The 25914-nt window shown below is 39.0% G+C and carries 34 protein-coding genes and 4 pseudogenes; all 38 read right to left on the reverse strand.

The window, feature by feature from the left end; translation table 11 throughout:
• Positions 1-133: 133 nt before the first annotated feature.
• The gene (locus tag SD31_RS17135; RefSeq protein WP_197053546.1) at positions 134-439 is read right to left on the reverse strand and encodes a glycosyltransferase; all 306 of its coding nucleotides are present in this window, start codon (positions 437-439) and stop codon (positions 134-136) included.
• Positions 399-890: a hypothetical protein gene (locus SD31_RS17140; protein WP_197053547.1), complete on the reverse strand. Its 492-nt coding sequence runs from the start codon at positions 888-890 to the stop codon at positions 399-401. The genes SD31_RS17135 and SD31_RS17140 overlap by 41 nt, the downstream gene beginning before the upstream one ends.
• A 2-nt stretch (positions 891-892) precedes the next feature.
• On the reverse strand, positions 893-1183 hold the full coding sequence (locus SD31_RS17145; protein WP_197053548.1) for a hypothetical protein: 291 nt from the start codon (positions 1181-1183) through the stop codon (positions 893-895).
• Positions 1184-1251: 68 nt separating this feature from the next.
• Positions 1252-1632: a glycosyltransferase family 4 protein gene (locus tag SD31_RS15925; RefSeq protein ID WP_082021825.1), complete on the reverse strand. Its 381-nt coding sequence runs from the start codon at positions 1630-1632 to the stop codon at positions 1252-1254.
• Positions 1590-2024 carry a glycosyltransferase gene (locus tag SD31_RS15030; RefSeq protein ID WP_082021826.1) on the reverse strand — a complete coding sequence of 145 codons (435 nt, stop codon included), beginning with the start codon at positions 2022-2024 and terminating at the stop codon, positions 1590-1592. Before SD31_RS15030 ends, SD31_RS15925 begins: the two co-directional genes overlap by 43 nt.
• Before the next feature lie 15 nt (positions 2025-2039).
• Positions 2040-2279: a hypothetical protein gene (locus SD31_RS15035; protein WP_052258684.1), complete on the reverse strand. Its 240-nt coding sequence runs from the start codon at positions 2277-2279 to the stop codon at positions 2040-2042.
• Positions 2276-3103 (reverse strand): glycosyltransferase family A protein, encoded by an 828-nt coding sequence (locus SD31_RS05300; protein WP_197053552.1) that lies wholly within the window; start codon positions 3101-3103, stop codon positions 2276-2278. Before SD31_RS05300 ends, SD31_RS15035 begins: the two co-directional genes overlap by 4 nt.
• Positions 3104-3165: 62 nt before the next feature.
• Positions 3166-3900: an EpsG family protein gene (locus SD31_RS05305; RefSeq protein ID WP_039053377.1), complete on the reverse strand. Its 735-nt coding sequence runs from the start codon at positions 3898-3900 to the stop codon at positions 3166-3168.
• Entirely contained in the window at positions 3878-4258 is a 381-nt protein-coding gene (locus tag SD31_RS05310) for a hypothetical protein (protein WP_039053378.1), read from the reverse strand. Before SD31_RS05310 ends, SD31_RS05305 begins: the two co-directional genes overlap by 23 nt.
• The gene (locus tag SD31_RS05315; protein WP_039053379.1) at positions 4255-5367 is read right to left on the reverse strand and encodes a glycosyltransferase family 4 protein; all 1113 of its coding nucleotides are present in this window, start codon (positions 5365-5367) and stop codon (positions 4255-4257) included. Before SD31_RS05315 ends, SD31_RS05310 begins: the two co-directional genes overlap by 4 nt.
• 258 nt (positions 5368-5625) lie before the next feature.
• Positions 5626-6357 (reverse strand): beta-1,6-N-acetylglucosaminyltransferase, encoded by a 732-nt coding sequence (locus tag SD31_RS05320; protein ID WP_039053380.1) that lies wholly within the window; start codon positions 6355-6357, stop codon positions 5626-5628.
• Between the two features lie 50 nt (positions 6358-6407).
• Positions 6408-7259 (reverse strand): IS3 family transposase, encoded by an 852-nt coding sequence (locus SD31_RS05325; protein ID WP_039053381.1) that lies wholly within the window; start codon positions 7257-7259, stop codon positions 6408-6410.
• A complete protein-coding gene (locus tag SD31_RS05330; protein WP_039053382.1) occupies positions 7256-7534 on the reverse strand; it encodes a transposase in 279 nt (92 codons plus the stop codon). The genes SD31_RS05325 and SD31_RS05330 overlap by 4 nt, the downstream gene beginning before the upstream one ends.
• Positions 7535-7811: 277 nt before the next feature.
• Positions 7812-8471: a glycosyltransferase gene (locus SD31_RS05335; RefSeq protein ID WP_197053550.1), complete on the reverse strand. Its 660-nt coding sequence runs from the start codon at positions 8469-8471 to the stop codon at positions 7812-7814.
• A gap of 171 nt (positions 8472-8642) precedes the next feature.
• Positions 8643-8957 (reverse strand): hypothetical protein, encoded by a 315-nt coding sequence (locus SD31_RS05340; RefSeq protein ID WP_156138217.1) that lies wholly within the window; start codon positions 8955-8957, stop codon positions 8643-8645.
• Between the two features lie 228 nt (positions 8958-9185).
• Positions 9186-9467, reverse strand: a complete 282-nt coding sequence (locus SD31_RS05345; protein WP_052258685.1) for a glycosyltransferase family 2 protein — start codon at positions 9465-9467, stop codon at positions 9186-9188.
• Positions 9468-9695: 228 nt separating this feature from the next.
• The gene (locus SD31_RS15045; protein WP_156138218.1) at positions 9696-10355 is read right to left on the reverse strand and encodes a lipopolysaccharide biosynthesis protein; all 660 of its coding nucleotides are present in this window, start codon (positions 10353-10355) and stop codon (positions 9696-9698) included.
• Entirely contained in the window at positions 10309-10671 is a 363-nt protein-coding gene (locus SD31_RS15050) for a hypothetical protein (RefSeq protein WP_156138219.1), read from the reverse strand. Before SD31_RS15050 ends, SD31_RS15045 begins: the two co-directional genes overlap by 47 nt.
• 34 nt (positions 10672-10705) lie before the next feature.
• Positions 10706-10960: a lipopolysaccharide biosynthesis protein gene (locus SD31_RS15055; RefSeq protein WP_052258689.1), complete on the reverse strand. Its 255-nt coding sequence runs from the start codon at positions 10958-10960 to the stop codon at positions 10706-10708.
• Between the two features lie 245 nt (positions 10961-11205).
• The gene (locus SD31_RS18525; protein ID WP_231561205.1) at positions 11206-11496 is read right to left on the reverse strand and encodes a hypothetical protein; all 291 of its coding nucleotides are present in this window, start codon (positions 11494-11496) and stop codon (positions 11206-11208) included.
• On the reverse strand, positions 11493-12236 hold the full coding sequence (locus tag SD31_RS05355) for an NAD-dependent epimerase/dehydratase family protein (RefSeq protein ID WP_231561206.1): 744 nt from the start codon (positions 12234-12236) through the stop codon (positions 11493-11495). Before SD31_RS05355 ends, SD31_RS18525 begins: the two co-directional genes overlap by 4 nt.
• Positions 12237-12270: 34 nt before the next feature.
• Positions 12271-13653, reverse strand: a complete 1383-nt coding sequence (locus tag SD31_RS05360) for a nucleotide sugar dehydrogenase (RefSeq protein ID WP_039053384.1) — start codon at positions 13651-13653, stop codon at positions 12271-12273.
• A gap of 74 nt (positions 13654-13727) precedes the next feature.
• A complete protein-coding gene (locus SD31_RS05365; protein ID WP_231561207.1) occupies positions 13728-14096 on the reverse strand; it encodes an adenylyltransferase/cytidyltransferase family protein in 369 nt (122 codons plus the stop codon).
• A 119-nt stretch (positions 14097-14215) separates the two neighbouring features.
• The gene (locus SD31_RS05370) at positions 14216-15190 is read right to left on the reverse strand and encodes an SDR family oxidoreductase (RefSeq protein WP_039053385.1); all 975 of its coding nucleotides are present in this window, start codon (positions 15188-15190) and stop codon (positions 14216-14218) included.
• Positions 15191-15237: 47 nt separating this feature from the next.
• Positions 15238-16521, reverse strand: a pseudogene (locus SD31_RS05375) (nucleotide sugar dehydrogenase).
• A gap of 30 nt (positions 16522-16551) precedes the next feature.
• Positions 16552-17505, reverse strand: a pseudogene (locus SD31_RS05380) (SDR family oxidoreductase).
• Positions 17506-17661: 156 nt separating this feature from the next.
• Positions 17662-18528 carry a glucose-1-phosphate thymidylyltransferase RfbA gene (rfbA, locus tag SD31_RS05385; protein WP_039053386.1) on the reverse strand — a complete coding sequence of 289 codons (867 nt, stop codon included), beginning with the start codon at positions 18526-18528 and terminating at the stop codon, positions 17662-17664.
• A 10-nt stretch (positions 18529-18538) separates the two neighbouring features.
• Complete coding sequence (rfbD, locus tag SD31_RS05390) at positions 18539-19417, reverse strand: dTDP-4-dehydrorhamnose reductase (RefSeq protein ID WP_231561208.1); 879 nt, start codon at positions 19415-19417, stop codon at positions 18539-18541.
• Between the two features lies 1 nt (position 19418).
• Positions 19419-19727: a dTDP-4-dehydrorhamnose 3,5-epimerase gene (locus SD31_RS20640; protein WP_316929767.1), complete on the reverse strand. Its 309-nt coding sequence runs from the start codon at positions 19725-19727 to the stop codon at positions 19419-19421.
• The gene (locus tag SD31_RS20645) at positions 19724-19954 is read right to left on the reverse strand and encodes a dTDP-4-dehydrorhamnose 3,5-epimerase family protein (RefSeq protein ID WP_316929768.1); all 231 of its coding nucleotides are present in this window, start codon (positions 19952-19954) and stop codon (positions 19724-19726) included. Before SD31_RS20645 ends, SD31_RS20640 begins: the two co-directional genes overlap by 4 nt.
• 2 nt (positions 19955-19956) lie before the next feature.
• Positions 19957-21009, reverse strand: coding sequence for a dTDP-glucose 4,6-dehydratase (gene rfbB / locus SD31_RS05400; protein WP_039053387.1), 1053 nt, complete (start codon positions 21007-21009; stop codon positions 19957-19959).
• 50 nt (positions 21010-21059) lie between these two features.
• On the reverse strand, positions 21060-21986 hold the full coding sequence (locus SD31_RS05405) for a nucleotide sugar dehydrogenase (protein ID WP_316929769.1): 927 nt from the start codon (positions 21984-21986) through the stop codon (positions 21060-21062).
• A pseudogene (locus SD31_RS20650) lies at positions 21901-22359 on the reverse strand (hypothetical protein). Before SD31_RS20650 ends, SD31_RS05405 begins: the two are co-directional and overlap by 86 nt.
• A gap of 192 nt (positions 22360-22551) precedes the next feature.
• Positions 22552-23061 (reverse strand): hypothetical protein, encoded by a 510-nt coding sequence (locus SD31_RS05410; RefSeq protein WP_039053388.1) that lies wholly within the window; start codon positions 23059-23061, stop codon positions 22552-22554.
• Positions 23062-23152: 91 nt separating this feature from the next.
• The gene (locus tag SD31_RS05415) at positions 23153-23668 is read right to left on the reverse strand and encodes an adenylyltransferase/cytidyltransferase family protein (RefSeq protein WP_231561209.1); all 516 of its coding nucleotides are present in this window, start codon (positions 23666-23668) and stop codon (positions 23153-23155) included.
• Positions 23669-23695: 27 nt separating this feature from the next.
• The gene (locus tag SD31_RS05420; protein WP_039053389.1) at positions 23696-24682 is read right to left on the reverse strand and encodes a mannose-1-phosphate guanylyltransferase; all 987 of its coding nucleotides are present in this window, start codon (positions 24680-24682) and stop codon (positions 23696-23698) included.
• Between the two features lie 23 nt (positions 24683-24705).
• On the reverse strand, positions 24706-25224 hold the full coding sequence (locus tag SD31_RS05425) for a 3'-5' exonuclease (RefSeq protein WP_039053390.1): 519 nt from the start codon (positions 25222-25224) through the stop codon (positions 24706-24708).
• Positions 25225-25314: 90 nt separating this feature from the next.
• A pseudogene (locus SD31_RS05430) lies at positions 25315-25869 on the reverse strand (replication-associated recombination protein A); the annotation flags it as partial.
• Positions 25870-25914 lie beyond the last annotated feature (45 nt).

Here is a 25914-nt window from a genome sequence, read left to right on the forward strand (position 1 = left end):
GTTAAAAGAAAAGGGGGTGGGAGATGTATAAGAACTTTTTTTAACAGTTTTCTATATTCTTCCAGTAGCGCTTTCCAGACTACTTTTTGTTCATAGCGACTCGTTATCATATTTCGAGTCTTAGTATTTCATTTTATTTATAAAGACCTTCTTCGTTTATCAGTCTACACATTGCCTGATATAAGGCCTCTTCATCTTTTGTCGGAACTATTAATCCGTTCTCCCCTTCTACCACAATCTCATTGCATCCATTGATGTTCGAAACTATGCATGGAAGCTCCATTGCTCCCGCCTGCATGACCACGTTCGGAAAACCTTCTCTATAACTAGGAAAAGCAAGAGCATGAGAAATAGCGAAATAAGGACGGACATCTTTTTGGAAGCCTACAGACAGAATATTAGGATGCTGTTGAATAAGTGCTAAAGTCTGAGGATGCAAAGGATCCAGCTCCGACTCCAATGGACCGACCAAAAGCAAGTTTTACACGAGGATTATCTAACCTGTTAAAAGCGGTCACCAACTCGTTTATTCCTTTATCTCCTACTAATCTTCCTACAAAAATGAAAACAAAATCTTCGGATAAAATATTCAATTCATTTTTTAACTTTTGTTTTTCTTCGATGGTTACATTTTCAACATTAAAATAATCTACGTCAATTCCGTTTACATTACCGTTTGCAATAATTTTTAAAGGTTTTGAAGTGATTTTATATTTTTCTAAATCTTGTTTTACACCATTTCCTTCAGGAAAAATATGAGTTGCATGCCAACACAGTACTTTATCCATCATGATTAACAATTTTTGAAAAAGTCCTTTTTTACTTGGAAATATTAATCCTGTAAAAGTATGCAGTCGAATAGGTACTCCTGCATATTTGGCAGCCATCATACTTAGTAACCCTGTCTTTTGGAGTAATGGAATGAACTATTGTTTGGTTTTTCTCTTTTAAAAAATTTATAAAGTTTATAAAGTGAAATCAAATCTTGAAAAGGAGTTATTTTTCGCTCCATTTTTATATTTTGAATAGCAACTTTTTCCCTATTTTTAACTTCTTCCAAATCATTATCATAACCAGAAACAGCAATAACATCATAATGATTAGAAAGGAAACTTAATTGTCCTTTCAACAACAAATTGAGCGACATTGCTACTGTTGATGTTCTAATGATTTTAGTTTTCATAAATTTCTTTATAAAGTTCAATGTGCTGATCTACCATTAAGGAAATATCATATTTATGAGCCCTTTCATTAACATTTATTTGCTATTTCTGAATAGCGTAATGGATTTGAATGTAATGTAAGGATATTTTCAGCCAAACTTTGTTCATTACCTTTTTCAAAAAGTATTCCAGCACCATTTACTACTTCACCTAAGCCTTTCACATTTGATGCTAATACAGGCTTTTGAGCAGCCATTCCTTCTACAGCGGCTAACCCAAAACCTTCCCAATGAGAAGATACAACAACATAATCTACTGATTTTAAAATACTATTTACATCATTTCGTACTCCTAAAAAATGTACTCTGTTTCCTAAATTATTTTCGTTAACTAGTTTTACTAATTCATTTTTTCTAACTCCATCTCCTACAAGTAATAAATAGTAAAATTTTCTGGAAGATATTTTAATGCACGAATTGTTGTATCTTGATCTTTTTGTTCTCTAAATCCTCCTACTTGTGCTAAAATTACATCAGATTCTTTGAAGTTTGAGTTTAAAGATAATTTATAGACTTCTTTCGTTATCTTAATTTTTTCAATATCTACTCCGTTATTAATGGTTATTATTTTCTTTTCTTTTAAATAATTTTCCATCACATTTTTCACATCATCAGTAATTGCTATTATTTTTTTATACCCTTTATAAATAAGACGATCTAAAAATCTGAATACAAAAAAATTCATTCTTGTATTGCTTGTATTATGCTCAGTGAATAACAGCTTTCTTGAATTACCAATAAGTAAATTTGCTAAAACTGCAAAATATTGAGAAGGAAACAAGTGTACATGAACAACATCAATTAATTTTTAAAAATTTTATATCATTTTAAAAATATGCTTTATGCTATAAATATCTTTATAATTTTCAGATTTCGATAGCGTATAAATTGCACAGCAATTAGATTCTTTTAATTTTTTAGTAAATTCAAAATTATTATCCCATAATAACAGTACATCAACCTGTAATCCTTTTTCTCTGTATTTTGGAACAGTATCCAATATGAGTTTTTCGGCTCCACCAGTACCTAAAGAATTTATAACTTGAAGTACTTTCATATTTTTCGTTTATCGTTTATTGCCATAACAAAACCAATAGGCAACCCTATTATAGATAATATTACACTGACTCTTTGTAAGTTTTGAATTATTGAGTTTGGACTTGCAAAAGAAAACCTCCAAAAATTAATATTGGCCTTTATTTTTTGAATCAACGGAATATTATACTTCTCTAATTCGGAATAATACAACATAGAAGAATTTGGTGATTGCTGTCTAAGTTTAGTTATTTTTGAGGTTAATCCATCTTCTAAATATTCACATTTATAGACTATTTGATCAAAATATAACATCTCATATTTTTCGGCTATTCTATTCCAAACCAATGCTTCTGGACAAAACCTTTCTTTTTCAAATGAAGGAAATAAGTACTCTTTTAAAATATCTAATTTAAACACTTCTGCTAAATCACCTTTTAAATGATGCTTAAATCTAATATCGAGTGCATTCGAAATTTTATCTTCGAAAAATTCTGTAGTTCCTACTTTTTTACCGTTAAAATATGCTTTTCTTCCCACTACTCCTGCAATTTTATTATTAGCAAAAATTGCATCTACTTTATTATTGATAATTTCTAAAGAATTAACTGGCAAAATATCATCACTATCCACGATAAAAAACAATTCCCCTTGTGCTACATCTAATCCTTTATTAATGGCACGATGTTTTCCTCCGTTTTCCTGTTTGTAATACCGTATAGGGATTTCTCCTTCCTTTATCCAATCATTAACTATGTTTTGAGTATCGTCCGTACTTCCATCATCGACTATCAACCATTCAAAATTTTTGTACGTCTGATTTACAAGGCTCTCGTATAGCTTGATAAGGTATGCTTACGATTATAAGTTGGTGTAAATACAGTTATTTTATATTTGAATTTCATTTTTTATTTGAAGTACATCAACAAAGTAAATACTAAACTTCCAATAACAATCCAAAATACCCAATGACTTTGTTTTCTTACAAATTGTGCTTTTAACAAAGGGTAAATTAAAACCAAGGGCATAATAAACCATGACAAGTATGCAGTACGGTTGGTATAAGCAGCATATATCATCAGAATCCAAACTGTATTCGCAATAAGATAGGTATTTAACAAGCGGGCATAAAAAATATCGCTAAATTTCTTTTTGACCGTATAATAATACCCTAAAAACACCGCAACACCACTATAAATAATAAAATCTAAACGAAAGGAGCGACTTACAGCTTGACCATCCAGTTCCTCCACAAATAGGTTTTCTGTCCTTTTATCCGATAAACCAATTATATCAAAAAAACTGCTGATGGCTGTTTCAAGACCATTCCCAAAAAAGAAGGCAACAGGAATTGCTAATAACCAAACTCTGATCAACAATGTTGTACTTTTTATAAACCTTGTTAATACGAATGCCGCTACCGGTAAAAGCATCGATTTATGGAAGCCAATAGCTATAACTAACCAAATGGTCAATTTCAAAGGCTGTCTTATAAACGAAATTCCGTAGATGAAAAAAGCTGCCGCAAGACCGTTTCGTAACCCATTGATACCAAAAGCCCAGAACGACATTGCCGTCACATAGACCAATAAGGCTAACCAAGCCCTACCGCCAAACCACTTACGAAAAGCTAAATATGGCAATCCAACATATATCAATGCACATAAAAAATAAAACCAATTGTATGCTCATCACCTGAGCAGATAGGTACATAAACAAATCAAAGCCGTAGTCTTTAGAATCCAACAGCTTTTCTGAGGTTATATTCTCGAATGTTCTGGTATAAGCTCCCGTATCTCCTAAATACATCCAACTTCCCCAAGGGTCTCGTAATCCGATAAATAAGACACAAATAAGCAGGATAATACCGCTATTCCAATCGTTGGTAGAAGAATGATATGACTTAAGCGAACTATGTGCAAGCAAAGGCAAAGCCATTAACACCACAGCAAAGGACAACGTGAGGTAATATACAGCACTGTAATATTCTACAGGTATCATTGCATCAGTTTATTCAAGTTATTACAATACAACTGCCAAGTGGCTTCCCTTTCCACACGATTTCGGGCAATATGACTCATTTGGTTAACGAGGTCTCTGTTTTCGACCAACAGGCATAACAAATCACTTAATTCCTCTTGGTTATCCTGCTCAATCAGCCAGCCTCCTTGTCCGTGTTTTATTGCATCGGGAATACCTCCCGTTCGTGTTCCGATTGCAGGAATCCCACACGCCTGCGCCTCCAAAAACACCAAACCGAAACCTTCTACCTGCGTACTGTCTTCCTGCTCCCGAGTACAAAGAATAAACACATCATTGGCATTGTAAAAATACGGTAATTCTTCATCCGGCACAAAACCATGAAAGGTAACTATTTCTTCTATCGCTAACTCTTTAACCAGTCTTTTTAACTCCTCCAAATAAGGACCTGTACCACCAATATTCCATCGTATTTGATTTCTAATTTGGTCAGGAAGAGATGCGATCGTACGTGCTATGAAATCGTGTCCTTTGAACTGTAATACCCTTGATACGGTACAAAGTTTAAGAAATTGCGAATCTTTTTCTGTCGCTATCGGTTTGAAATACTCGTGATTGACAGCCAAAGGCAAGCCTATACTTCGGGCTTTCGGGTTGATACCCAAAGTCAATTGCTGTGTATAATGACTGTTGGCAATGACTTTTTTGGCTTTTCCCAATACCCATTTACAATAAACAGGGTGCCAAAACCTTTTGCGAAAAGACGATGTTCCCGATAAATACTCTGTACCGTGAGCCAAAATAAACGTGTTTTTTATTCCTGCTAGCAAAGACATAATTCCTTCCGGATGCCACAAACCGCACAATACATCTGTATGTTTCTTGTTGGGCAATCGCAACAGATACCACCAAGCTGCTAATTCACACAAAAGCCGCTTTGCAGGTAATTTAACAATCTTTACCTGTTCGTAATTATACGGTTTGCTGATACCTTCTTTATCTACAGTAAGTACCGTAACAGACGTATAATAATCATTCATTCCCGTTGCTATCTCCTGACACAAACGAGCAATACCACCATTAGATGGCGGATAATCATAAGAAAATATAAGGAGGTGTTTATTTTGCATCAATCTTTATGTGTTCATCAATCATATCTAATATTTCTCTATCATAATTTTCATCAAATTTTCTGGCAAAAAGACTATTTGCATTAATTAGTAAATCAAAATCTTGATATCTTATGTTGTATGGATGTCCCGAATGAACTCCGTCCTTATAATCGAATATAAAACGAAGTATATGACTTCATATCCATTCTGGTAATATTTGGATCTGAGTAGTTTTTAAAAGATTCTATATTTTTTATGTTATCAATAAATGGAGATTCAGCTAAAATAGTTTGAAAAAAAACATTCTTCTGGTGTTTGGGTTCTTTTAAAAATAGATATTATTTCTTTTGTATCATTATTTTTAAACTTATCTAAAATATATTTAATGGAATCATCTGTCAGCATCCAAAACATCGAACCGGCAGAATATGATAGTCCTATTTTTTTTAGATTTTCAATTGGTTTTCCATATAGTATCGTTTCGATATTATCTATTATCAATTTTATGGGCGCTCTTAAATAAGAACCTATTTTACTAAAATATAGACGACCTCCAATTACATCAAATAATCTTGTTCTTAGATATTGATTAAAAACTTTCCGCCCCCAAGTTTCACACCACGTTCCTGATTCTACTTTTGTATAATCTAAAAACTCTCTAGGATAAGAATTTAACAAAAAATTATATATGTAATTCATCGGCTTTATTGGATAATCTTGTCCGCTCAACAGAATATAGTATTTATAACCATTATTATGATATGCATTCTCTATAAGATAAAATATAGCATCAACTAAACTGTAAGTATTCAAATAGCATTTTTGTCTATTCTTAATAAAAAAAACCTGTTTGCTATCTGAGAAGTCTTTTTTAAGATTTTCAATACTCCCGAATCTGCTATCCAAATGAATATAAATATCCACATAATCATGAGATAAAGCTCTTATCAACCGTTTGATTTGGTTTTCATTTTTATGCGCTAAAATTAAAATAGCTATTCTTTCCATATATGATACTCCCTATTTGCTGGACAACTTTTTACTAAACTAAGATATAATTACGATACATTTTTAATTTCCTGATAGAATTTTTCATCGGGTGTTATTCTAGCTAATGACTTGTGCCTTCTTTCGGAGTTGTAAAATGATACATACTCTTTGATTTGCTTGTACAGATCAACACCCCCATTGGGTGGATTGAGGTATATCTTCTCTCTTTTGAGCGATCCCCAGAACCTTTCAATGTAGATGTTGTCCAGCGCCCTACCTTTGCCATCCATTGATATTTTTACCTCATTTTTCTGTAAGGCTTTCACAAAAACCTCAGATGTAAACTGAGAACCCTGATCGGTATTGAATATCTCGGGTTTACCATGCCTTTGGATCGTATCTACCAGTACATCCCTGCACCATTCAGCATTCATTGTATTGGATACGTCCCACCCCATTATCTTTCGGCTGTATACATCGATGATAGCAAACATATACATAAAGCCCTTGAACATGGGGATGTAGGTGATATCTGCCTGCCATACCTGGTTTGCACGTTCGATCTTAAGATTCCTGAGCAGGTATGGAAATTTATAGTCTGCCTTATTTGCTTTGCTCAGATTCTTTTTAGGATGTATGGTTTTTAGGTTCATGAGCTTATATAGCCTACGAATACGCTTATGCCCAACGAAATAACCCAGATCCTGCCTCAAATAGTCCGTCATGCGCTCTACGCCGTAGAAGGGACAGTCCAGAAACTTGCGGTCTATGGCATTCATAACCTGCAGGTTGAACAGAGATTCTCCCTTGGGCTTAAAATAATAACTGCTACGGGGCAACTCAATAACTTTGCACTGCCCGTAAACGCTCATTTTCTTATAGGAAGGGCAAACAAGCCCGCGTTTCTCGTCAAGACTCATTTGCCCAATACTTTTTTTAAGAAATCAACCTGTATCTGTAGTTCCCCAATCTTGGAATAAAGCTCTTTCTCTTTGGTGTCATCCTTTATCGGGCTTTTCTCTGTGGTAAAAACCGATTCCGCATTATCCAAAAACTCCCGTTTCCAGGTGTTGATCTGTGTTGGGTGCAACTCGTATTTAACAGCCAGTTCCTGGATGGTCTGCTGCTCCTTGATAGCTTCTATGGCTACCTTCGCCTTAAAGCTTGCACTGAATTTCCTGCGTTCTTTTTTCATTTTCAACTGCTAATTTAAACATTTATGCAGTTGTCCAATATTTGGGTAGTATGATACCATATCATGCATTTTACAGGTTGCTTCCCTGCTTTTCTTCCTTCTTTTCGGGCATTTCGATACACCTTGAAAAGACTTGCTTTTTTATATGACCAAACATAAGCCAAAAATAGTTTAAAAAGGTAAAGTTCTGCTGTTATTTTATAAAAACCCGTGATATGTCTTTCTATAATAAGGCTTCTGTTTCTGACCAACGAATACAAATATTTATCTATTTCCTCTACTCTGCAACCCCCTGTGCAGCTGCCAAATGCACTACGTGAGCCTCACTGTTAAAAAATATTTTATATCCTGCTTTTTTTACACGAAGACAGACATCAGTTTCTTCATATAATGCTGCTCCCTTGGTCAAATGTTCATCTATTCCGTTTACGACCTTTAATATATCCTTTTTGGCACTAAAATTACCGCCTCCTCCATGATCAACCTCAAAAGCGCCCTTTTTGTGAAAGCCTCTTAATGGTGTAGCAGAGGATGTTTTAAATTTTCCAACCTTGCAATCCTGATTACCTTTATATGCTTCTGTAATACCTCCGGCTACAATTCCGATTTCAGGGTTTGTCAGGTATTTATAGTGTTCAGACAATAAGTTAGATTGGCATTGTATGTCATCGTCCACATACAAGACATAATCATAGACAGCGTTTTGCCAACCAAAATTTCTGGCTTCGGGCAATCCTCTGAATTGCGTAATGTGGTAGTACCTGACGTTGGGTTTTCCTTGAATGTGCTTTAAAATCACTTCATCAGGTTGGGTAGATTGGTCAACAATCAAAATTTCATACGGATATTCAAACTCCTGCACCAATAAATCATCCAAAGTATCTTTTAGAAATTTGGTGCGATTAAGTGTGGGTATGATAATGGATATGCCAGTCATAGGTTATATTATTTCTTGATATACATATTAGTTCCTCTCCAAATCAAAGTTCTTATAATTGGTAGTTTAGTTAATTTGTGAGTTATGCTTTTTGAGAATATACCCCAACCTTTAGAACGAATTAGTTGGTTTTCTTTAGCACATTCAATCAGTTTTAAACTGTCTTTTTCATCAAATTAGAGGAGACACCAAAGTCATTGCTAAAACAGATAAAAAGAAATGATATAAATATTTTTCAACTTCTTTAAGTTTTTCGGGAGAATTTTGTTGTGTAAATAACCTTATTTCCTCTATAAATGTCATTGAAGCAATAAAGAATTTATTTCTCTTACTTTTAATATTTTTTTCATCACTTGTTAACCTGTAATAGTAGTCAGCTTCTAATTCGTGAAAAACTTCATATTTCAAACCAAAAATCAATGCTCGTGAAGCGATATCTACATCTATGATTCTAGATAAATTCTCGTTGTATCCTCCTATTTTCAATATCGCTTCCTTCTTCCATAGAACTCCAGTTTCTTGCCAAGGTGTCGGTAGTTTATGTATTATAAAATTTCGCAAATAATTAGATGGAAGTAATCTGTGATCGCTTTTTGCATTTTCTATGTCATCATCAAATTTATGGTAATTGGGAAAAACATAAAAATCTAAATCCCTTTGTTATTTTTTTTAATCGATTATTAATGCATTCTTTTGAAAGAATATCATCACTATCTAACTATTAATTATTATTTCAGCTCTAGTAATGCTTAAAGCATAGTTTAAATTAAATGATTTCCCATTATTTGATTGCATTTCAATAAAAAGAAATCTTTCATCATCTTTAATATAATCACGAATAATCTCCTGTGAATTATCTGTCGATTTATCATCTACAATAATACATTCCCAATATTGATAGGTTTGATTTACAATTGAATCTATTGTTTCTAAAATAGTTTTTTTACTATTGAAACAAGTAATGATTATTGATATAAAAGGTAAATTTTCATTCATCGTTTCCTTATTTTAAGAATCATGTTTCGTTCCACTTTATTCATATATAATAAATATATAGCTAAATAAAACAAAATACTGTATATAAGATTAGATACTGCAAAATGTAGCCAAGTAACCTCAAAAAATGTATTGATGTAGTACGAAATTGCCACTACTGCTAAAAAAGGCAAGGCAATGCGGATATAAGTTTGTTTAAAAAACTGTGCAATATTCAATTCCGCTGCTTTATGGTAATAAAAGTTCATTACATTTTGCAATACAAATAAACTCGCTACCACACCGCTTACCATTCCTAAGGCTCCGTATCGGTAAGACAGTAAAGTTCCTGCAACTATGCCCAAAACACAAAAAAAACAAAAACGATAAGGTTTTAAACCTAACTAATTTTTTGGCTTCCAATACTGCGTGTCCAAATCCCTGACTAATCGGTAATACGTAAACAGCCATAATCAGTAAAGCGATTAACCAAGAAAGCTCATAGGTTTCTCCTACCCATAAATAGATAAAATCTTGTCCGGTCAGAAAAAAAGCACCTAATACATAAAGCAACAGAATCAATGTAATACGACCTACCTTTATCATTTGCCGGGTTAGTTGTTCTCCGTTCATTCCCGATTGTATAGATTGTACCGCTTTGGGTAATAATAAACCGTTAATAACATTACCAAACGTAGTATAATATATCCCGAGCATCACGCCAACGCCATAAATCGCCACGGTTACCGTATCGGTATTTGTACCCAAAACGACTTGCCCTGTCCTCCACTGAAATTGATAGATCAGTCCAAACAAAAATATCCAAAACGAATACTGAAAGATTTCTTTTACATAATAAAACTTATACTCGTGCAATTTTATTTTCACTTTCAAATACTTTAAAAACATAAAAAGCGGTTCCCACGATAAAAAATAAGTTCATTACACTGTCTAATATAACGATTCCCAAAGCATCAGCTCCTTTGTATAATATCACGAAAATCATTATCGTCCGAACGATATGCTTAATCAATGTCAGTAATCTCGGAAATACAAACTGTTCATAACCCGAACATATTCCTGCAAAAGCTCCTCCCGGTACTGTAATGGCAATATTAGCAATGAGTATTAATAGCATTATCTTGGCTTTTTCTAACTCTGTAGGCGTAAGTGTATCTCCAAAAAGGTTTTCTGTATTCAGATAAAAAACAACTCCTCCTGCCATAATCAAAAGAGCTATCAATCCGTAAATCAGAAAGCTAATGGCTAAAAAGTTTTCTTTCTGCTTTTTTATTTTTTTCTGCCCTATACAAAGCGACAAAACGTATAATGGCATTATTCAATCCTAAATCCAACACAGATAAATAACCTACAAAAGCTCCGATCAACGTATAAAGTCCGTATTCGCTATCTCCTAATGACTTAATCACAAAAGGAGTGACCAAAATCCCTGTTACATTCGTAACAAAAAGATTGATATAAGACAATAAAGCACCTTTTTTTAATTGACTCATTTATTAGATTTTTACAATTTTCAATGTTTAACATATTCAATAATAAAAAGAATTTCTGTGTAACTAACGACATGGCTGCGTTTAGAAAAGCGAACATGGAGCCTATCCCTCCGACTAATCCATAAATTCCGTAATCGACAACCCCGAGTGCGTCTAATACTAAACGGGAGGTGTATAATCCGACGCCCATGGTGAGAATCATCCGAAAATAAAGAAATAAAGTATTTTTCGCTATGGTTTTGTTATTAGACATTCGTATTTTTAATTGTATAGTATTCAGTATACCATTTTACAAAATTCTTGACTCCTGCTTTGACCGTAAATTCAGGGTTATAGCCATATTTCTTTCGTAAGTCTTCTACATCTGCCCAGGTTTGGTTGACATCGCCGGGTTGCATAGGCATCATTATCTTTTGAGCTTGCTTTCCGGTTGCCTTCTCTATCTCTTCAATAAAATCGAGCAACCTTACCGGCTTACTGTTCCCTATATTAAAGAGTTGATATTTTTCTTCTTGGTCTTTATCCTCTACAATCAATATAATCCCTTTGATGATGTCATCGATATACGTAAAATCTCGAGAGAGTCTCCGTTGTTAAACACTTGTATCGGTCGGTTGTTCAAGATGGCATCGGTAAACAAGAACATCGCCATATCGGGTCTTCCCCATGGTCCGTAGACAGTAAAAAAGCGTAGACCTATGGTTTGTATACCAAACAAATGGCTATACGTATAGGCCATTAATTCGTTGCTCTTTTTAGTCGCAGCATAAAGGCTGATAGGGTTATCCACACTCTGGTCCGTAGAAAAAGGAACATCTACAGAATTCCCATATACACTCGAGCTGCTGGCATATAGCAATTTCATCACCTTGTGATGACGGCAAGCCTCCAAAATGTTGACAAACCCCACTACATTGCTATCCACATATGCCATCGGGTTTTCAATACTGTATCGCACTCCGGCTTGGGCCCCTAAATTAACCACACTCTCGAAGTCAAACTTTTCAAATAGCTTAGGGAGCTCAACCCTGTCTTCAAGATGCATTCGTACAAAACAAAAACGCTCACCATATTTTGTGGAGTGAACATATTGGTTGAATTCCGAAGCGGGTTCCCTATCTATACCTAACTCCTGTAAACGGGCATACTTCAGGTTGACATCATAGTAATCGTTGATGTTGTCCAACCCTACGACTTCATACCCCAAAGCCAATAGCTTTTCACAAAGATGAAACCCTATAAATCCGGCCGCTCCAGTAACTAAAATTTTTTTCATACCTGTTGAAGACTTTAATCCGCAGTAAACTCCGTTATTTCCCAATTCCCTGATAAACCAAACCTATGTTTTCTAATACAGACTTATCCAAAATGTTTCTTCCGTCAAACACAAAGGCTGGTTTATACATGTTATCGTATATTCTTTGCCAGTCGTAGGTCTTAAACTCGTCCCACTCAGTCAGCACAGCCACAGCATGTGCTTGTTGACAAGCTTCATAAGGGTCATTTACTACTTTTACCAATCTTCGGTTCTCCTCTGGTGAGCGAGTCCCTAAATAATCTAGGTCAGCATAAATCTGTTCCGCACTCACTTTCGGGTCATATACGGTAATAAACGCCTCTTCTTCCAACAAATGGTCGGCTACATAAATCGCCGCCGATTCTCTAGTGTCGTTCGTGTCTTTCTTAAAAGCCCAACCCAGAAAGGCAATGTTTTTGCCGTTTACGGTATTGTACAGCGTTTTGATGATTTTATCCGCAAAGCGCTCCTTCTGGTGATCGTTCATGATGATGACCTGCTCCCAATAGTCCGCTACTTTGTTCAGGTTATAACTTCGGGCGATATACACCAGATTCAATATGTCTTTCTGAAAGCATGACCCTCCAAAACCTACCGAGGCCTTCAGGAATTTAGGCCCTATGCGGCTGTCTTTCCCTATGGCATACGCCACTTCGTTCACATCGGCCCCCGTCACTTCACACAGCTCAGAGATGGCGTTGATGCTCGATACTCTTTGGGCTAAAAAAGCATTGGCCACCAACTTCGATAGCTCAGACGACCACAAGTTGGTCGTAATGATGTTCTCTTTCGGCACCCAGACAGCATAGATATCTACCAAGGTTTGTATGGCTTCCGGGTTTTCTCCACCAATCAACACTCGGTCCGGGTGGTGTAAGTCCTGTATCGCCGTCCCTTCGGCCAAAAACTCGGGGTTAGATAATATATGAAATTTCACCCCGTTACCCGTGTTGTGCAGGATGCTCTTTAAGGCTTCGGCCGTACGTACCGGCAGCGTCGACTTCTCAACTACGATTTTGTCGTTCTTGGCTACGCGAGCGATTTGTCGGGCACAAAGCTCAATATATTTCAAGTCGGCCGCCTGTCCTTTCCCTTTCCCGTAGGTCTTCGTAGGCGTATTTACCGAGATAAAGATCATATCTGCTTCATCTATAGCCCGGTCCACATCCGTAGAAAAGAATAAATTTCTGCCTCGAGCCTCTTTTACAACTTCATCCAATCCCGGCTCATATACGGGTAGTTTCGATAGGTCTTCGTGATTCCATGCCGCAATGCGGGCAGCGTTCAAATCAACTACCGTTACTTTGATATCCGGATTCTTCTGAGCAATGACAGACATCGTCGGGCCGCCCACATACCCGGCCCCTATACAAGTGATATTTTTTATTTTTTTCATATTAATTTAAAAATCTAAAAGATTTTTGTGATTCTCTGTGTAATCTTTGAGTGCTCTGCAGGACAAAACAAACCTTACACTTTTTTATTTATCTCTTTTTCAGCCACTACTTTCCTAAGCCCGCTGCTCGAAAAGCGATGGTCTCTTTTGTTGAAGTACAGCTCAATCCCCTTCTCTTCACAATAGGCTCTGCCCGTAAAGTTCTTGTCTCTATATTCTTCTCCGATAATGCGAACGTCTATTTTGAACGAACGCAAGATATCTTCCAAATCCTGTTCTGTCGCATACGGCACAATCTCATCCACATACTTGCATGCCTTTAGCTGAATATAGCGTTCCACTACGGTTTGAGTAGGTTTGATTTTTTCCGGTCTATCGATAGTCGGGTCGGTCTGCAGCCCTACTATCAAATAATCACATTGGCGTTTGGCTTCTTCCAACATCTTTACATGTCCGGCATGAAAAGATCAAAAGCGCTAAATGTTATTCCTACTTTCATATGAATAGATTTTAATATCATTAATATTTATATATCAGAACCTCTTTTCTCGGCTCCTTCTTCCTACAACATGGTTTTATGTCCCCAATACCATTTCACGGCTTCTTTTAAGCCCTCTTTGATGGCATGACTGGGTTGATAGCCCAAATACTTTTTGGCTTTTTCAACCGAGGCCAAAGAGTGCGGAATATCCCCCACTCGGTTGGGTCCATATTTTATTTCTATATTTTTAATGGCAGGGTCATATTCTGTCAAATATTCCTTGATATAACCCGCCAACTGATTGAGGTTGGTTCTATCCCCTACGGCCGTATTGAAAACCGTATTGATGGCTTCCGGGTTCTCCGTCAACATGGCCAATTCATTCATCTGAATCACGTTGTCTATATAAGTGAAGTCGCGAGAGTTCTCCCCGGTTCCGTTTATGGTTGGGCTTTCATGCTGAATGAGCTGTTTCGTAAAAAGCGGTATCACGGCCGCATAAGCCCCTCTGGTGTTCTGCCTCCTGCCAAAAACGTTAAAATAACGTAAGCCTATCAATTCCATACCATAAGTTTTCGCAAAAACATCCGCATACAGCTCGTTGACGTATTTCGTAACGGCATACGGCGACAAGGGTTTCCCAATCACTTCTTCTACTTTCGGCAAACTCTCAGAATCCCCATAAGTAGACGAGCTGGCCGCATACACCATACGCTTAACGCCCGCATCACGAGTAGCCACAAGCATGTTCAAAAACCCCGATACATTGACTTCGTTGGAAGTAATGGGGTCGTTTACCGAGCGAGGTACAGAGCCTAAAGCAGCCTGATGCAAGACATAGTCCATCCCCCGAACGGCTTGCTTACAGGTCTCCAAATCGCGAATATCCCCTTCTACCAACTCATAACACTCATGCTCCAGAAAACCCTCAATATTGTGCCTATAGCCCGTAGAAAAATTGTCCAAACAACGTACAAAATATCCTTTTCCCAAAAAATACTCCGTAAGGTTCGAGCCTATAAATCCTGCTCCTCCGGTAATTAATATATGCTTCATAAGGAATCAGCTTATCCTATTAATAGGACTAATAATGTATCTCAAAATTACAACTTACTGTCGGATTGGGCCAATATCCCTTTCACGTCATAGACTATAGCCTGCTCTTTCTTCAGTGCATTGAGGTCTAAGCTCAAAAACTCTTTATGGGCCAACCCCCAGCACAATGGCGTCAAACTTCGCTCCACCATTCATTTCCATACAACAATCCAATCCATACTCGTGTTTCACTTCTTCAGGGTTAGCCCAAGGATCATAGGTGGTTACCTTAAGACCATACTCTTCCAAAGCGGAAATAACATCTATGATTTTGGTATTTCTTACATCCGGACAGTTTTCTTTAAATGTAATTCCAAGATTTAATACTTTAGCACCATTAACTTTGATATTCTTTTTGATCATGGTTTTTACCACCTGCGAAGCTACATACTCACCCATGGAATCGTTTAAACGACGACCTGCCAGAATAATTTCTGGATGGTACCCTTTTTCCTGTGCTTTTTGTGCCAAATAATACGGATCTACACCAATACAATGACCACCTACCAATCCCGGCTTAAAAGGCAAAAAGTTCCATTTCGTACCGGCAGCTTCCAATACCGCATGGGTATCAATGTCTAATAAGTTAAAAATCTTTGCCAATTCGTTGACAAAGGCAATATTAATATCACGTTGTGAATTTTCTATAACTTTTGCTGCTTCCGCCACCTTAATTGATGGCGCCAAGTGCGTTCCCGCTGTGATTACCGATTTGTAAATTTCGTTTACGACTTGCCCTATCTCTGGAGTAGACCCGGAAGTCACTTTCAAAATCTTCTCTACGGTATGTTCTTTGTCTCCGGGGTTAATACGCTCAGGAGAATAGCCTGCAAAGAAGTCTTCATTGAATTTCAGACCTGAAACTTTTTCCAGCACAGGAATACATTCTTCTTCCGTAACCCCCGGATATACAGTGGATTCATACACCACAATATCGCCTTTCTTCAGCACCTTTCCTACCGTCTCTGAGGCTTTGTATAGAGGGGTAAGGTCCGGTCTGTTATGCTTGTCTACCGGTGTAGGTACCGTAACAATATAAAAGTCAGCAGTCTTTATATCCTCCAGCTCGCACGAACAGTATAGGCCTTTCTCATTTGTGATATGCGGATTATCCTGAACCAGTACCGCCTGTAGAATATCGTCTTCCACCTCAAGGTCAAATCTTTCCCTTCCCGAAGCTCTTTAATACGTTTTTGATTGATGTCAAAACCTACAACAGGATATTTGGTGGCAAATAAACGGGCTAAAGGCAACCCTACATATCCAAGACCTATTACTGCTATTTTTTTCATATAAACTTAGTGTTCTATTTCGATGTAATGTTATTTCAAATTTTCCCAATACCACTTCACAGCCTCTTTCAGACCGTCGCGGATAGCATGAGTAGGTTGATAACCCAACAAACGCTTAGCCTTGTCAATAGAAGCTAAAGAATGCGGAATATCACCTTGACGGTTAGGGCCATGAATCACTTCTACCTTTGCTATCTCCGGATCATATTCCGACAAAAATTCCTTCAGATAGCCTACCAGCTGATTCAAGGTAGTACGGTCTCCTACTGCTGTATTGTAGACGGTATTGACCGCCTCCGCATTGGTGGTCGTCATCGCCAGCTCATTCATCTGGATGACATTATCTATATACGTAAAATCACGCGAATAATCGCCGGCACCATTGATTACCGGACTCTCATGATTCATCAATTTCTTCACAAACAAAGGAATTACCGCAGCGTATGCCCCATTAGGGTCCTAGCGACGGCCAAAAACATTGAAATAGCGAAGACCTATGGTTTCTATCCCATAGATTTTGGAAAATATATCGGCATATAACTCATTCACATATTTGGTAATAGCATATGGCGATAAAGGCTTTCCAATCTTATCCTCTACCTTAGGCAGAGACTCCGAATCACCATACGTAGAAGAGGAAGCAGCATAGATAAAACGTTTTACCCCTGCATCCCTAGCCGCTACCAACATATTTAAAAAACCGGAAACATTCACCTCATTGGAAGTCTGAGGATCTTTTATGGAGCGAGGAACCGAACCCAATGCCGCCTGATGCAATACATATTCCACACCTTGAACGGCCTTTACACAATCTTCCGTATTACGGATATCTCCTTCTATTAAAGTAAAATTAGGATTATCGAAATGTTGCTCTATATTATGACGAAACCCCGTAGCAAAATTATCAAGAACAACGACCTTATAACCCTTATTTAAGAAATACTCAGTTAAATTGGAACCGATAAATCCAGCTCCTCCGGTTATTTAATATTTTTTTCATTTTTTTGTAAGTAATACCTTATGTGAATATTGTTTAGGTTTTATTATTTCACAGATAGATAGATGTAAGATAGCGCTAAAATTAGCGCTGCAAAAAGATATCAAAAAAGTTTTATTTTTACACATTAATTTACATACTTGCTAATATATCGTCACCACCCGCCGCAGATACTCTCCATACCCGCTTTTGCGTAGAGGTTCAGCCAGCTTTAATAGCTGCTCTTTATCAATATAGCCCATACGGTAAGCTACTTCTTCTATAGCACCTATTTTGAGTCCCTGACGTTCTTCGATCACCTGCACAAACTGACCTGCCTGCATCAACGACTGTATGGTCCCCGTATCCAACCAGGCTGTCCCTCGGTCAAAGACCTGCACCCTTAGCTTTCCTTTCTGCAGATAGGTATTATTCACGTCTGTGATTTCCAGCTCCCCTCGTGCCGAAGGCTTTATGCTTTTGGCAATCTCCACCACCTCATTGTCGTAAAAATAAAGCCCCGGAACGGCATAGTTGGACTTAGGATGCTGAGGTTTCTCCTCAATAGACAAAACCTTCCTCTCTTCGTCAAACTCCACAACACCATAACGTTCAGGATCGGTCACAGCATAAGCAAAAACAATGCCGCCATCTGGATCAGCACAGGCCTGCAACTTCTTGGACATCCCTGACCCATAAAAAATATTGTCGCCCAGAATCAGAGCCACCTTATCTTTCCCGATAAATTCCTCGCCCAAAATAAAAGCTTGTGCCAAGCCGTCCGGCGAAGGCTGTTCCTTATATTCAAAGCGGCAGCCCAACGAAGAGCCGTCACCTAACAGTCTTTGGAAATGAGGTAAATCTTGAGGCGTTGAAATGATGAGTATCTCCCGGATTCCGGCCAACATCAGCGTGGACAAAGGATAATATATCATAGGCTTGTCGTACACCGGCATCAACTGTTTCGATACCGCCAATGTCAGAGGATGCAAGCGCGTCCCCGATCCTCCGGCCAATATGATTCCTTTCATATCTTTTTTATTATTTACTGTTTTGTGAGTTAATCTTTGCCAACATACTCTGCAGACTATCCTTCCAATACGGAACTTCAAGCCCAAACGTCTGCTTAATTTTTGCTTTATCCAAAAGCGAATACTTCGGCCGCTTCGCCATAGTAGGAAATTCTTCCGAAGAGATAGGTCTTACCACACAAGATTTTCCTGCTAGCTCTTTGATGGCTACGGCAAAATCGTACCAAGAAAGCTGTCCCTCATTCGAATAATGATAGACTCCCGGCACCCATCTCTCTGCCTTGAGGATATCCCTTATCGCTGTCGCCAGGTCGGCAGCATAGGTAGGAGAACCCACCTGATCGTTTACCACACTTATCTCTTCCCTTTCATCCATCAGCCGAAGCATGGTCTTCACAAAATTGCGCCCATACGAGGAATACACCCACGATGTACGGATAATGATGGCGTCAGGACATATCTTCTGAATGGCTTTCTCCCCCTCCAGCTTCGTGATACCATAGCGGTTTATAGGCCGTGTTGGTGCCTCCTCATTGAGTGGCTCCTCCGAAAGTCCATCAAAAACATAGTCGGTGGAGATAGCAATAAGCTTTACCTGGTGATGCCGGCAATAGCGGGCAATTTCCGCACAAGCCAGATGGTTGACCTTGTCGGCCAGATCCGCTTCTTCCTCAGCCTTGTCCACAGCAGTATAAGCTCCGGCATGTATGATGATATCCGGTGCATAGCCGGACAACAGCCCTTCAATAGCTTCCGTCTGCTCCAGCGGCAGCTGCTGCCGGCCTAAAAAAACACAATCCCACAACGGCTCTCCTGACAAAAGATCTTTCAGCTCGGACCCCAGCTGCCCACTGGCTCCCGTAATCACTATTCGCTGCCTGTTCATCATGTTATCTGAATTTACGGGCATTTTTGTCTTTTTCAGACAAAATCATCTTCTCACGCGGAATCTGCCAGTCGATATTTAAGGTTTCATCCAACGGAAAGACCCCATCCTCGGATTCTTTATTATAGAAATTATCGCATTTGTAAGAGAAAACGGCCGTCTCGGACAATACCGCAAAGCCATGTAAAAAGCCGCGAGGAATGAACAGCTGTCTTTTGTTCTCTTCGGAGAGCTCTACGGCAACATATTGACCGTATGTAGGAGAGCCTTCCCTGACATCCACGGCGACATCCAACACTCTTCCCTGTATCACACGTACCAGCTTGGCTTGAGCATGCCCCCCCCGCCCTGTTGATGAAGCCCCCGCACTACGCCATAGGTCGACCGCGACTCATTGTCCTGCACGAAAGAAGGAACATAACCCACCAACTCGGCAAATTTCTTCTCATTAAACACCTCGAAAAAATATCCGCGCTCATCTTCAAAGACGGTAGGCTCCAAGATAAAACAGCCCTGCAGCTTCGTTTCCAGTGCATTCATGCTTACTTATTGTATTGATTTTCGTAGTACTTCTGATATTCTCCGGAAGTAACGTTTTCCAACCATTCCTTATTGTTCAAAAACCAGTCTATCGTGATGGACAATCCTTGTTCAAAAGTCACCGACGGCTTATAACCCAATTCCTTGTTGATCTTGGTGGCGTCGATGGCATAACGTAAGTCGTGCCCCGGTCTATCCTTCACAAAAGTGATAAGCTGCTCCGCCGTACCTTGCGGCCTGCCCAACTTCTCGTCCATCTGGCGACATATCTCACGTACCAAATCTATATTCTTCCACTCGTTGAAACCACCTACATTGTAAGACTCCCCAACCTTTCCATGATGGAACACCAAGTCTATGGCACGGGCATGGTCAATGACAAACAGCCAGTCTCTTGTGTTGCTGCCATCCCCATAGATAGGTAGCGGCCTGCTATTTAGAATATTATTGATACATAGCGGGATAAGCTTCTCCGGAAAATGGTTAGGACCATAATTGTTCGAACAGTTGGTAATAACAGTAGGCAATCCATAGGTGTCATGGTACGCCCGAACAAAATGGTCGGAAGATGCTTTCGACGCCGAATAAGGAGAATGTGGATCGTAGGCCGTCTCTTCCGTGAAAAGACCTTCCGCTCCCAAAGTGCCATATACCTCATCCGTAGAAACATGATGGAACTTCTTGCCCTCGTAATGCCCCTCCCACACGCGGCGTGCCGCATTCAGCAGAATGACCGTACCTACGACATTCGTCATCACAAAAGCTATAGGATCCGCAATAGAACGGTCCACATGTGACTCGGCAGCAAGATGGATTACCCCGTCCGGCTTGTACGTGTCAAAAATAACATTTACCCTTTCCGCATCCCGAATATCAGCCTTTACAAACGTATAATTGGGCTTATTTTCTATATCCTTCAGATTTTCAAGATTGCCGGCATAAGTCAAAGCATCCAGATTGATAATATGATAGTCCGGATACTTATTGACAAACTCCCGGACAACATGCGAACCTATAAAGCCGGCTCCTCCTGTTATAATGATGGTTTTACTCATGTTATTCATGAAATGATATAATTTCAATTTCAGACGTCAAGCATTGAAGTTTACAACCTTGTATCTGAAACTTCTTTATTCCAAATGGATTTACAATCAAAAATCACACAATTATCAGACTGAAGTTTTTGTAGCTCTAAATCTTTAAAACAGTCGTGTGCAACAGCCGCAATAATGGCATCGTACTTGTCTTCATAAATACGCTCTATATCCAACAAATGTACTCCATAGTAATCTTCCACCTCTTTCTTATCTACCCATGGATCACAGATAGCAGGCTGCGTCTCGTATTCCAATAGTTCCTTGTAAATATTGATGACGCTCGTATTCCTCACATCAGGACAGTTTTCTTTAAATGAAAATCCTAAAATAAGAATTTTAGCTCCTTTGACAGAAATCCCTTTTTGCAACATCAGTTTTATGGTTTTCGAGGCAACAAAGGCTCCCATTTTGTTATTCACTCTTCTGCCGGACAGAATCACCTCAGGAACATACCCCAACTTTGTCGCTTTATAAGTCAAATAATAAGGATCTACAGAAATACAATGTCCTCCTACCAGTCCGGGTTTATATTTTAGAAAGTTATATTTTGTTGCTGCAGCATTCAATACTTCCGAAGTTTCCAAACCCATCTTATCAAAAATCAAGGCCAGCTCATTCACAAAGGATATATTAAGATCCCGTTGTGCATTCTCTATAACTTTGGCTGCCTCCGCTACTCGGATAGATTCCGCCTTATATGTACCGGCTTTTATGATGACACGATAAAGATTATCAATAAATACTGCCGCCTCCGGTGTAGAACCAGAAGTAACCTTTACCACATTTTCTAATGTATGTATCTTATCTCCAGGATTAATTCTTTCCGGAGAATAGCCTACATAAAAATCTTTATTGAGCTTTAAACCTGAATATTTCTCTAAAWCGAAATGAACTACAGTCTTCTTCCGTACAACCCGGATAAACGGTAGATTCATAAATGACCGTATCTCCCTTTTTCAGCACTTCACCCACAGTCTTTGAGGCTGCAAGCAAATACGACAGGTCGGGAGAATTAAACTGATCGATAGGTGTAGGAACAGTGATAATATATATATTCGCTAGGGCTATTCTCTCCGAATCTGAGGTAATGATATATCCCTTCTCATGTGCTGTATCATCAGATATACGCACTAACCCCCACCAAAGTCTTCACCTTTTGAAACCTCTTTGCGTCCTATCATATCCAGATTGGATCTCTTGAACTCGCTTAATATTAGTATCATAGCCTATTACAGGAAAATGTCTAGCAAAGGCAACAGCTAAAGGAAGACCCACATATCCCTGACCGACCACAGCAATCTTATTCATACTTTAAAGTAATGAAACACAATGAACAAAAATACATCTATTTTCCTCATATTGACTAAATATTCCTGCAATAATAAAGCCGTCTCATATACAATGAAACGGCTTTATTCTCCTGAATTAGTAGATTTAAATTTTTTGAAGACAAGAGAGTAAATGTAAATCTACCTGTACAACAGCTTAGAGATCTTTCTACTATACCACACTTTTTCTCAACGCATAAGGCGCTAGCTCAAAAATATTTGGCTTAGGCATTTCAATTACCTCCTGCGTCAAAGGCAATGCTTTCTTAAATTTCACTCTTTTGTTAGAAGCCGTAATGAGCTCGCCTTCAATAAATACACGTACACGTTTCAGGTCTTTTCTCAACACCTCGCGATCCCCACGTACACCTACAGAAAACGCGGTATGTGGCTCCACTGGTGCTTTAGCACTTATTCTGCCATGAGAACGAACCTTCAGCTTCGGTGTGTTTACTCTTACACTATCTATATGCAAAGTCTTGAAATCTCCCTCTACCGATAGTAGATCCAAAACAATCATTCCAAAACGTGCCGATCTGCTCGAAACAGAAATCTCAGGAAATTGACAAGAAACATTTAGTTTGATAAAATCATCAAACACTTTGCGTTTCTTTATTTCAGATAGGATAAATACTCCTAAGGTTAAAATTCCTGCAACCAATATTATAACATACACATTCATAGGTCATAAATTATTTTATACAAAGATGCCCAATAAAAAAACCGGGGTCATCAAAACCCCGGTTTTTTTGTCTTATTTTGTAGTTATTTCTTTACTTCTTCATTTTCTCGGCTTCCTTCTGAGCTACAATCTTGCGTAAGCCTGAGCTGGAGAAGCGATGATCACGACTGTTGAAGTAAAGCTCAATGCCTTTCTCTTCACAGTATTTTCTACCCGTAAAGTCACGGTCTTTATACTCTTCACCCACAATACGGACGTCAATTTTGAACGAACGCAAGATATCTTCCAAGTCTTGCTCCGTAGAGTAAGGTACAATCTCATCTACATATTTACAGCCTCTCAACTGGATGTATCTTTCTACCACCGTCTGAGTAGGTGCATTTTTCTCCGGCCGGTCCAAAGTAGGATCTATCTGCAAACCACAAATGAGATAATCGCATTGTCTCTTAGCCTCTTCCAGCATCATGATATGACCGGCATGCAATAAATCAAAAGTAGAGAATGTTATACCTACACGCGGCCCCGGATTATAATCCTTTCGAGGCTTTGGCTCCTCCTGCTTCAGTTCTTCGTTTTTTGTTTCTTTCATATTTTCTGATTCTTCCATATTTCAGGCAATTAGTTAATAGAGAATTTATAATAAAGGTGAATTAGCAGCCTCAAGCTCTTCATACAAGTGCTTCACATCCTGAGAAGCACTCTTTTCAACTACTAATATTGCATCTTCTGTATATACTAAAATGGTATTTTCAACCCCCAAGAACGACACCTGACGGTCTGTACCTATGGCCATATTGCCATGACCGTCAACAGCATGTCCCTTCGTCTTTAGATAATCGTACATAGAATCAAACGACCCCATATCGGACCATACAAAATTCGAAGGAAGGACCTTAAGACGCTCACTGCGCTCCATCACGGCATAGTCTATACTCTTTGAAGGAATTTTTAACGATACTTCCAGCGGCAAGACGCCGTTTTCCGCCCCTTCAAAAGCTTCCTTCGCCGCTCGGTACACCTTAGGCTCAAAACGGAATAGCTCCTCCAAATAAATCGAAGCCTTAAAACAGAAAATACCCGAATTCCATAGAAAGTTTCCTTTCTTCAGAAACTCTTTGGCTGTATCCAAATTAGGCTTCTCACGAAACGACAATACGTCATTGCCCTCATATTCTATATAGCCGTATCCTGTCTCCGGCTTGGTAGGACGGATACCGAAAGTAACTAGATAGCCTTGCTCGGCAACCTTTACCCCTTCCTGCAGCACTTTCTCGTATTCCTCCCGATTTTCTATCAGATGGTCCGAAGGAGTAACAATCAAAATGTCATCCGGTTCACAGGCCATGGCAGCAAAAGCTATGGCCGCCGCCGTATTGCGTGGTGTCGCCTCTACAATAGTAGATGAACCGGCCGGCAAAAAGGCCTTCGCCAAGTCTACATTCTGCACACTGCCCACCATCAACGTCTTATCTACTATTGGCTGATTGCGCAATACCGTAAGCTCAAATAAGGATTTGTTATCAAATAGCGGAATATATTGCTTAGGTCTCGACTTTCTCGACAATGGCCACAACCTGGACCCTACACCTCCCGACAAAACGACATTAACGATTTTTGACATATTAACTATTTTATTACTATTTGTTACTGTTCTAAAGCCTTCTTGGCCAAATCTTTTTTCATATATAACAATGCACTGGCCCGAGCATCGGAAAGAGCATCATGTGGGTCCAACTCCACTCCCATAATATCACACACCAAGCTCAGCTTGGTCTTCTCAAAACCTTGTTGCTTGTAAATTTTGCTCGTACATTCCCACGTCTCCGGCAATCCCAAATCTTCGTACACCAACCCATAATGCTGCATAGTCCTTTTCAGCACCTTGCGGTCCAACTCCTCATTGTGTGCCACCATAAGCTGACCGTACAGCAAAGGCAGAATCTCCGGAAACAACTCCCCAAAGGTGGGTGCATGCATCGTATCCTTGGCCTTAATGCCATGCACTCTGGTGGTCTGCCACATATACTTGTTGTTTGGCGGCTGCACCAAACTATAAAACTCATTTACAATTTTGCCGTTAACCACACTCACCAGCCCTACAGCGCATACACTATTATACCCTGAGGTAGCTAATTCAAAATCAATCGCTGTAAATGTATGCATTGGACAAAATTAAAAGGAATAAATCATAAAGCAAATCCTTCACGTCCGAACTTTTTTAAGGATGTAAAGTTTTATCGATATATGACAATCCTAGTATCGATACTTGTCTTTCCATCTTTCGCGCAAAGCAGCTCTGAGCTTATCTTCTGACGCATTTTTGCCGGGATCATACAGCTTCAACCCACTAAGGCTTTCGGGCATAAACTCCTGCTCAACAAAGTTTCCCGGATAGGCATGGGCATATTTATAGTCTGTACCGTAGTTTAACTCCTTCATCAGCTTCGTCGGCGCATTGCGCAGATGCAGCGGCACAGGAAGATCTCCCGTCTCCTTTACCAGCGCCTGTGCCTTATTGATGGCCTCATAGGCTGCATTGCTCTTGGCAGAAGAGGCTAAATAGGTTACCGTCTGCGACAAAATGATTCTGGATTCGGGCCAGCCAATGACGTTGACGGCCTGAAAGCAGGTGTTGGCCAACAGCAAAGCGTTGGGATTCGCATTGCCTATATCTTCTGAAGCCAGAATGAGAAGCCTTCGCGCTATAAAAGAAGGATCCTCCCCCTCATCATGCGGCAAGCCAATATACTGCGGCATTGGGGTCCGACCCACGGACTAGATTTGATGAAGCCGAACAATGTCGTAATGCTAGCTCGCCTGTCTGCATAGCGCGCCATATCTGCTGTACCTGAC

It is taken from the genome of Sphingobacterium sp. T2, from assembly GCF_000814685.1.
Taxonomy (GTDB): domain Bacteria; phylum Bacteroidota; class Bacteroidia; order Sphingobacteriales; family Sphingobacteriaceae; genus Sphingobacterium; species Sphingobacterium thermophilum.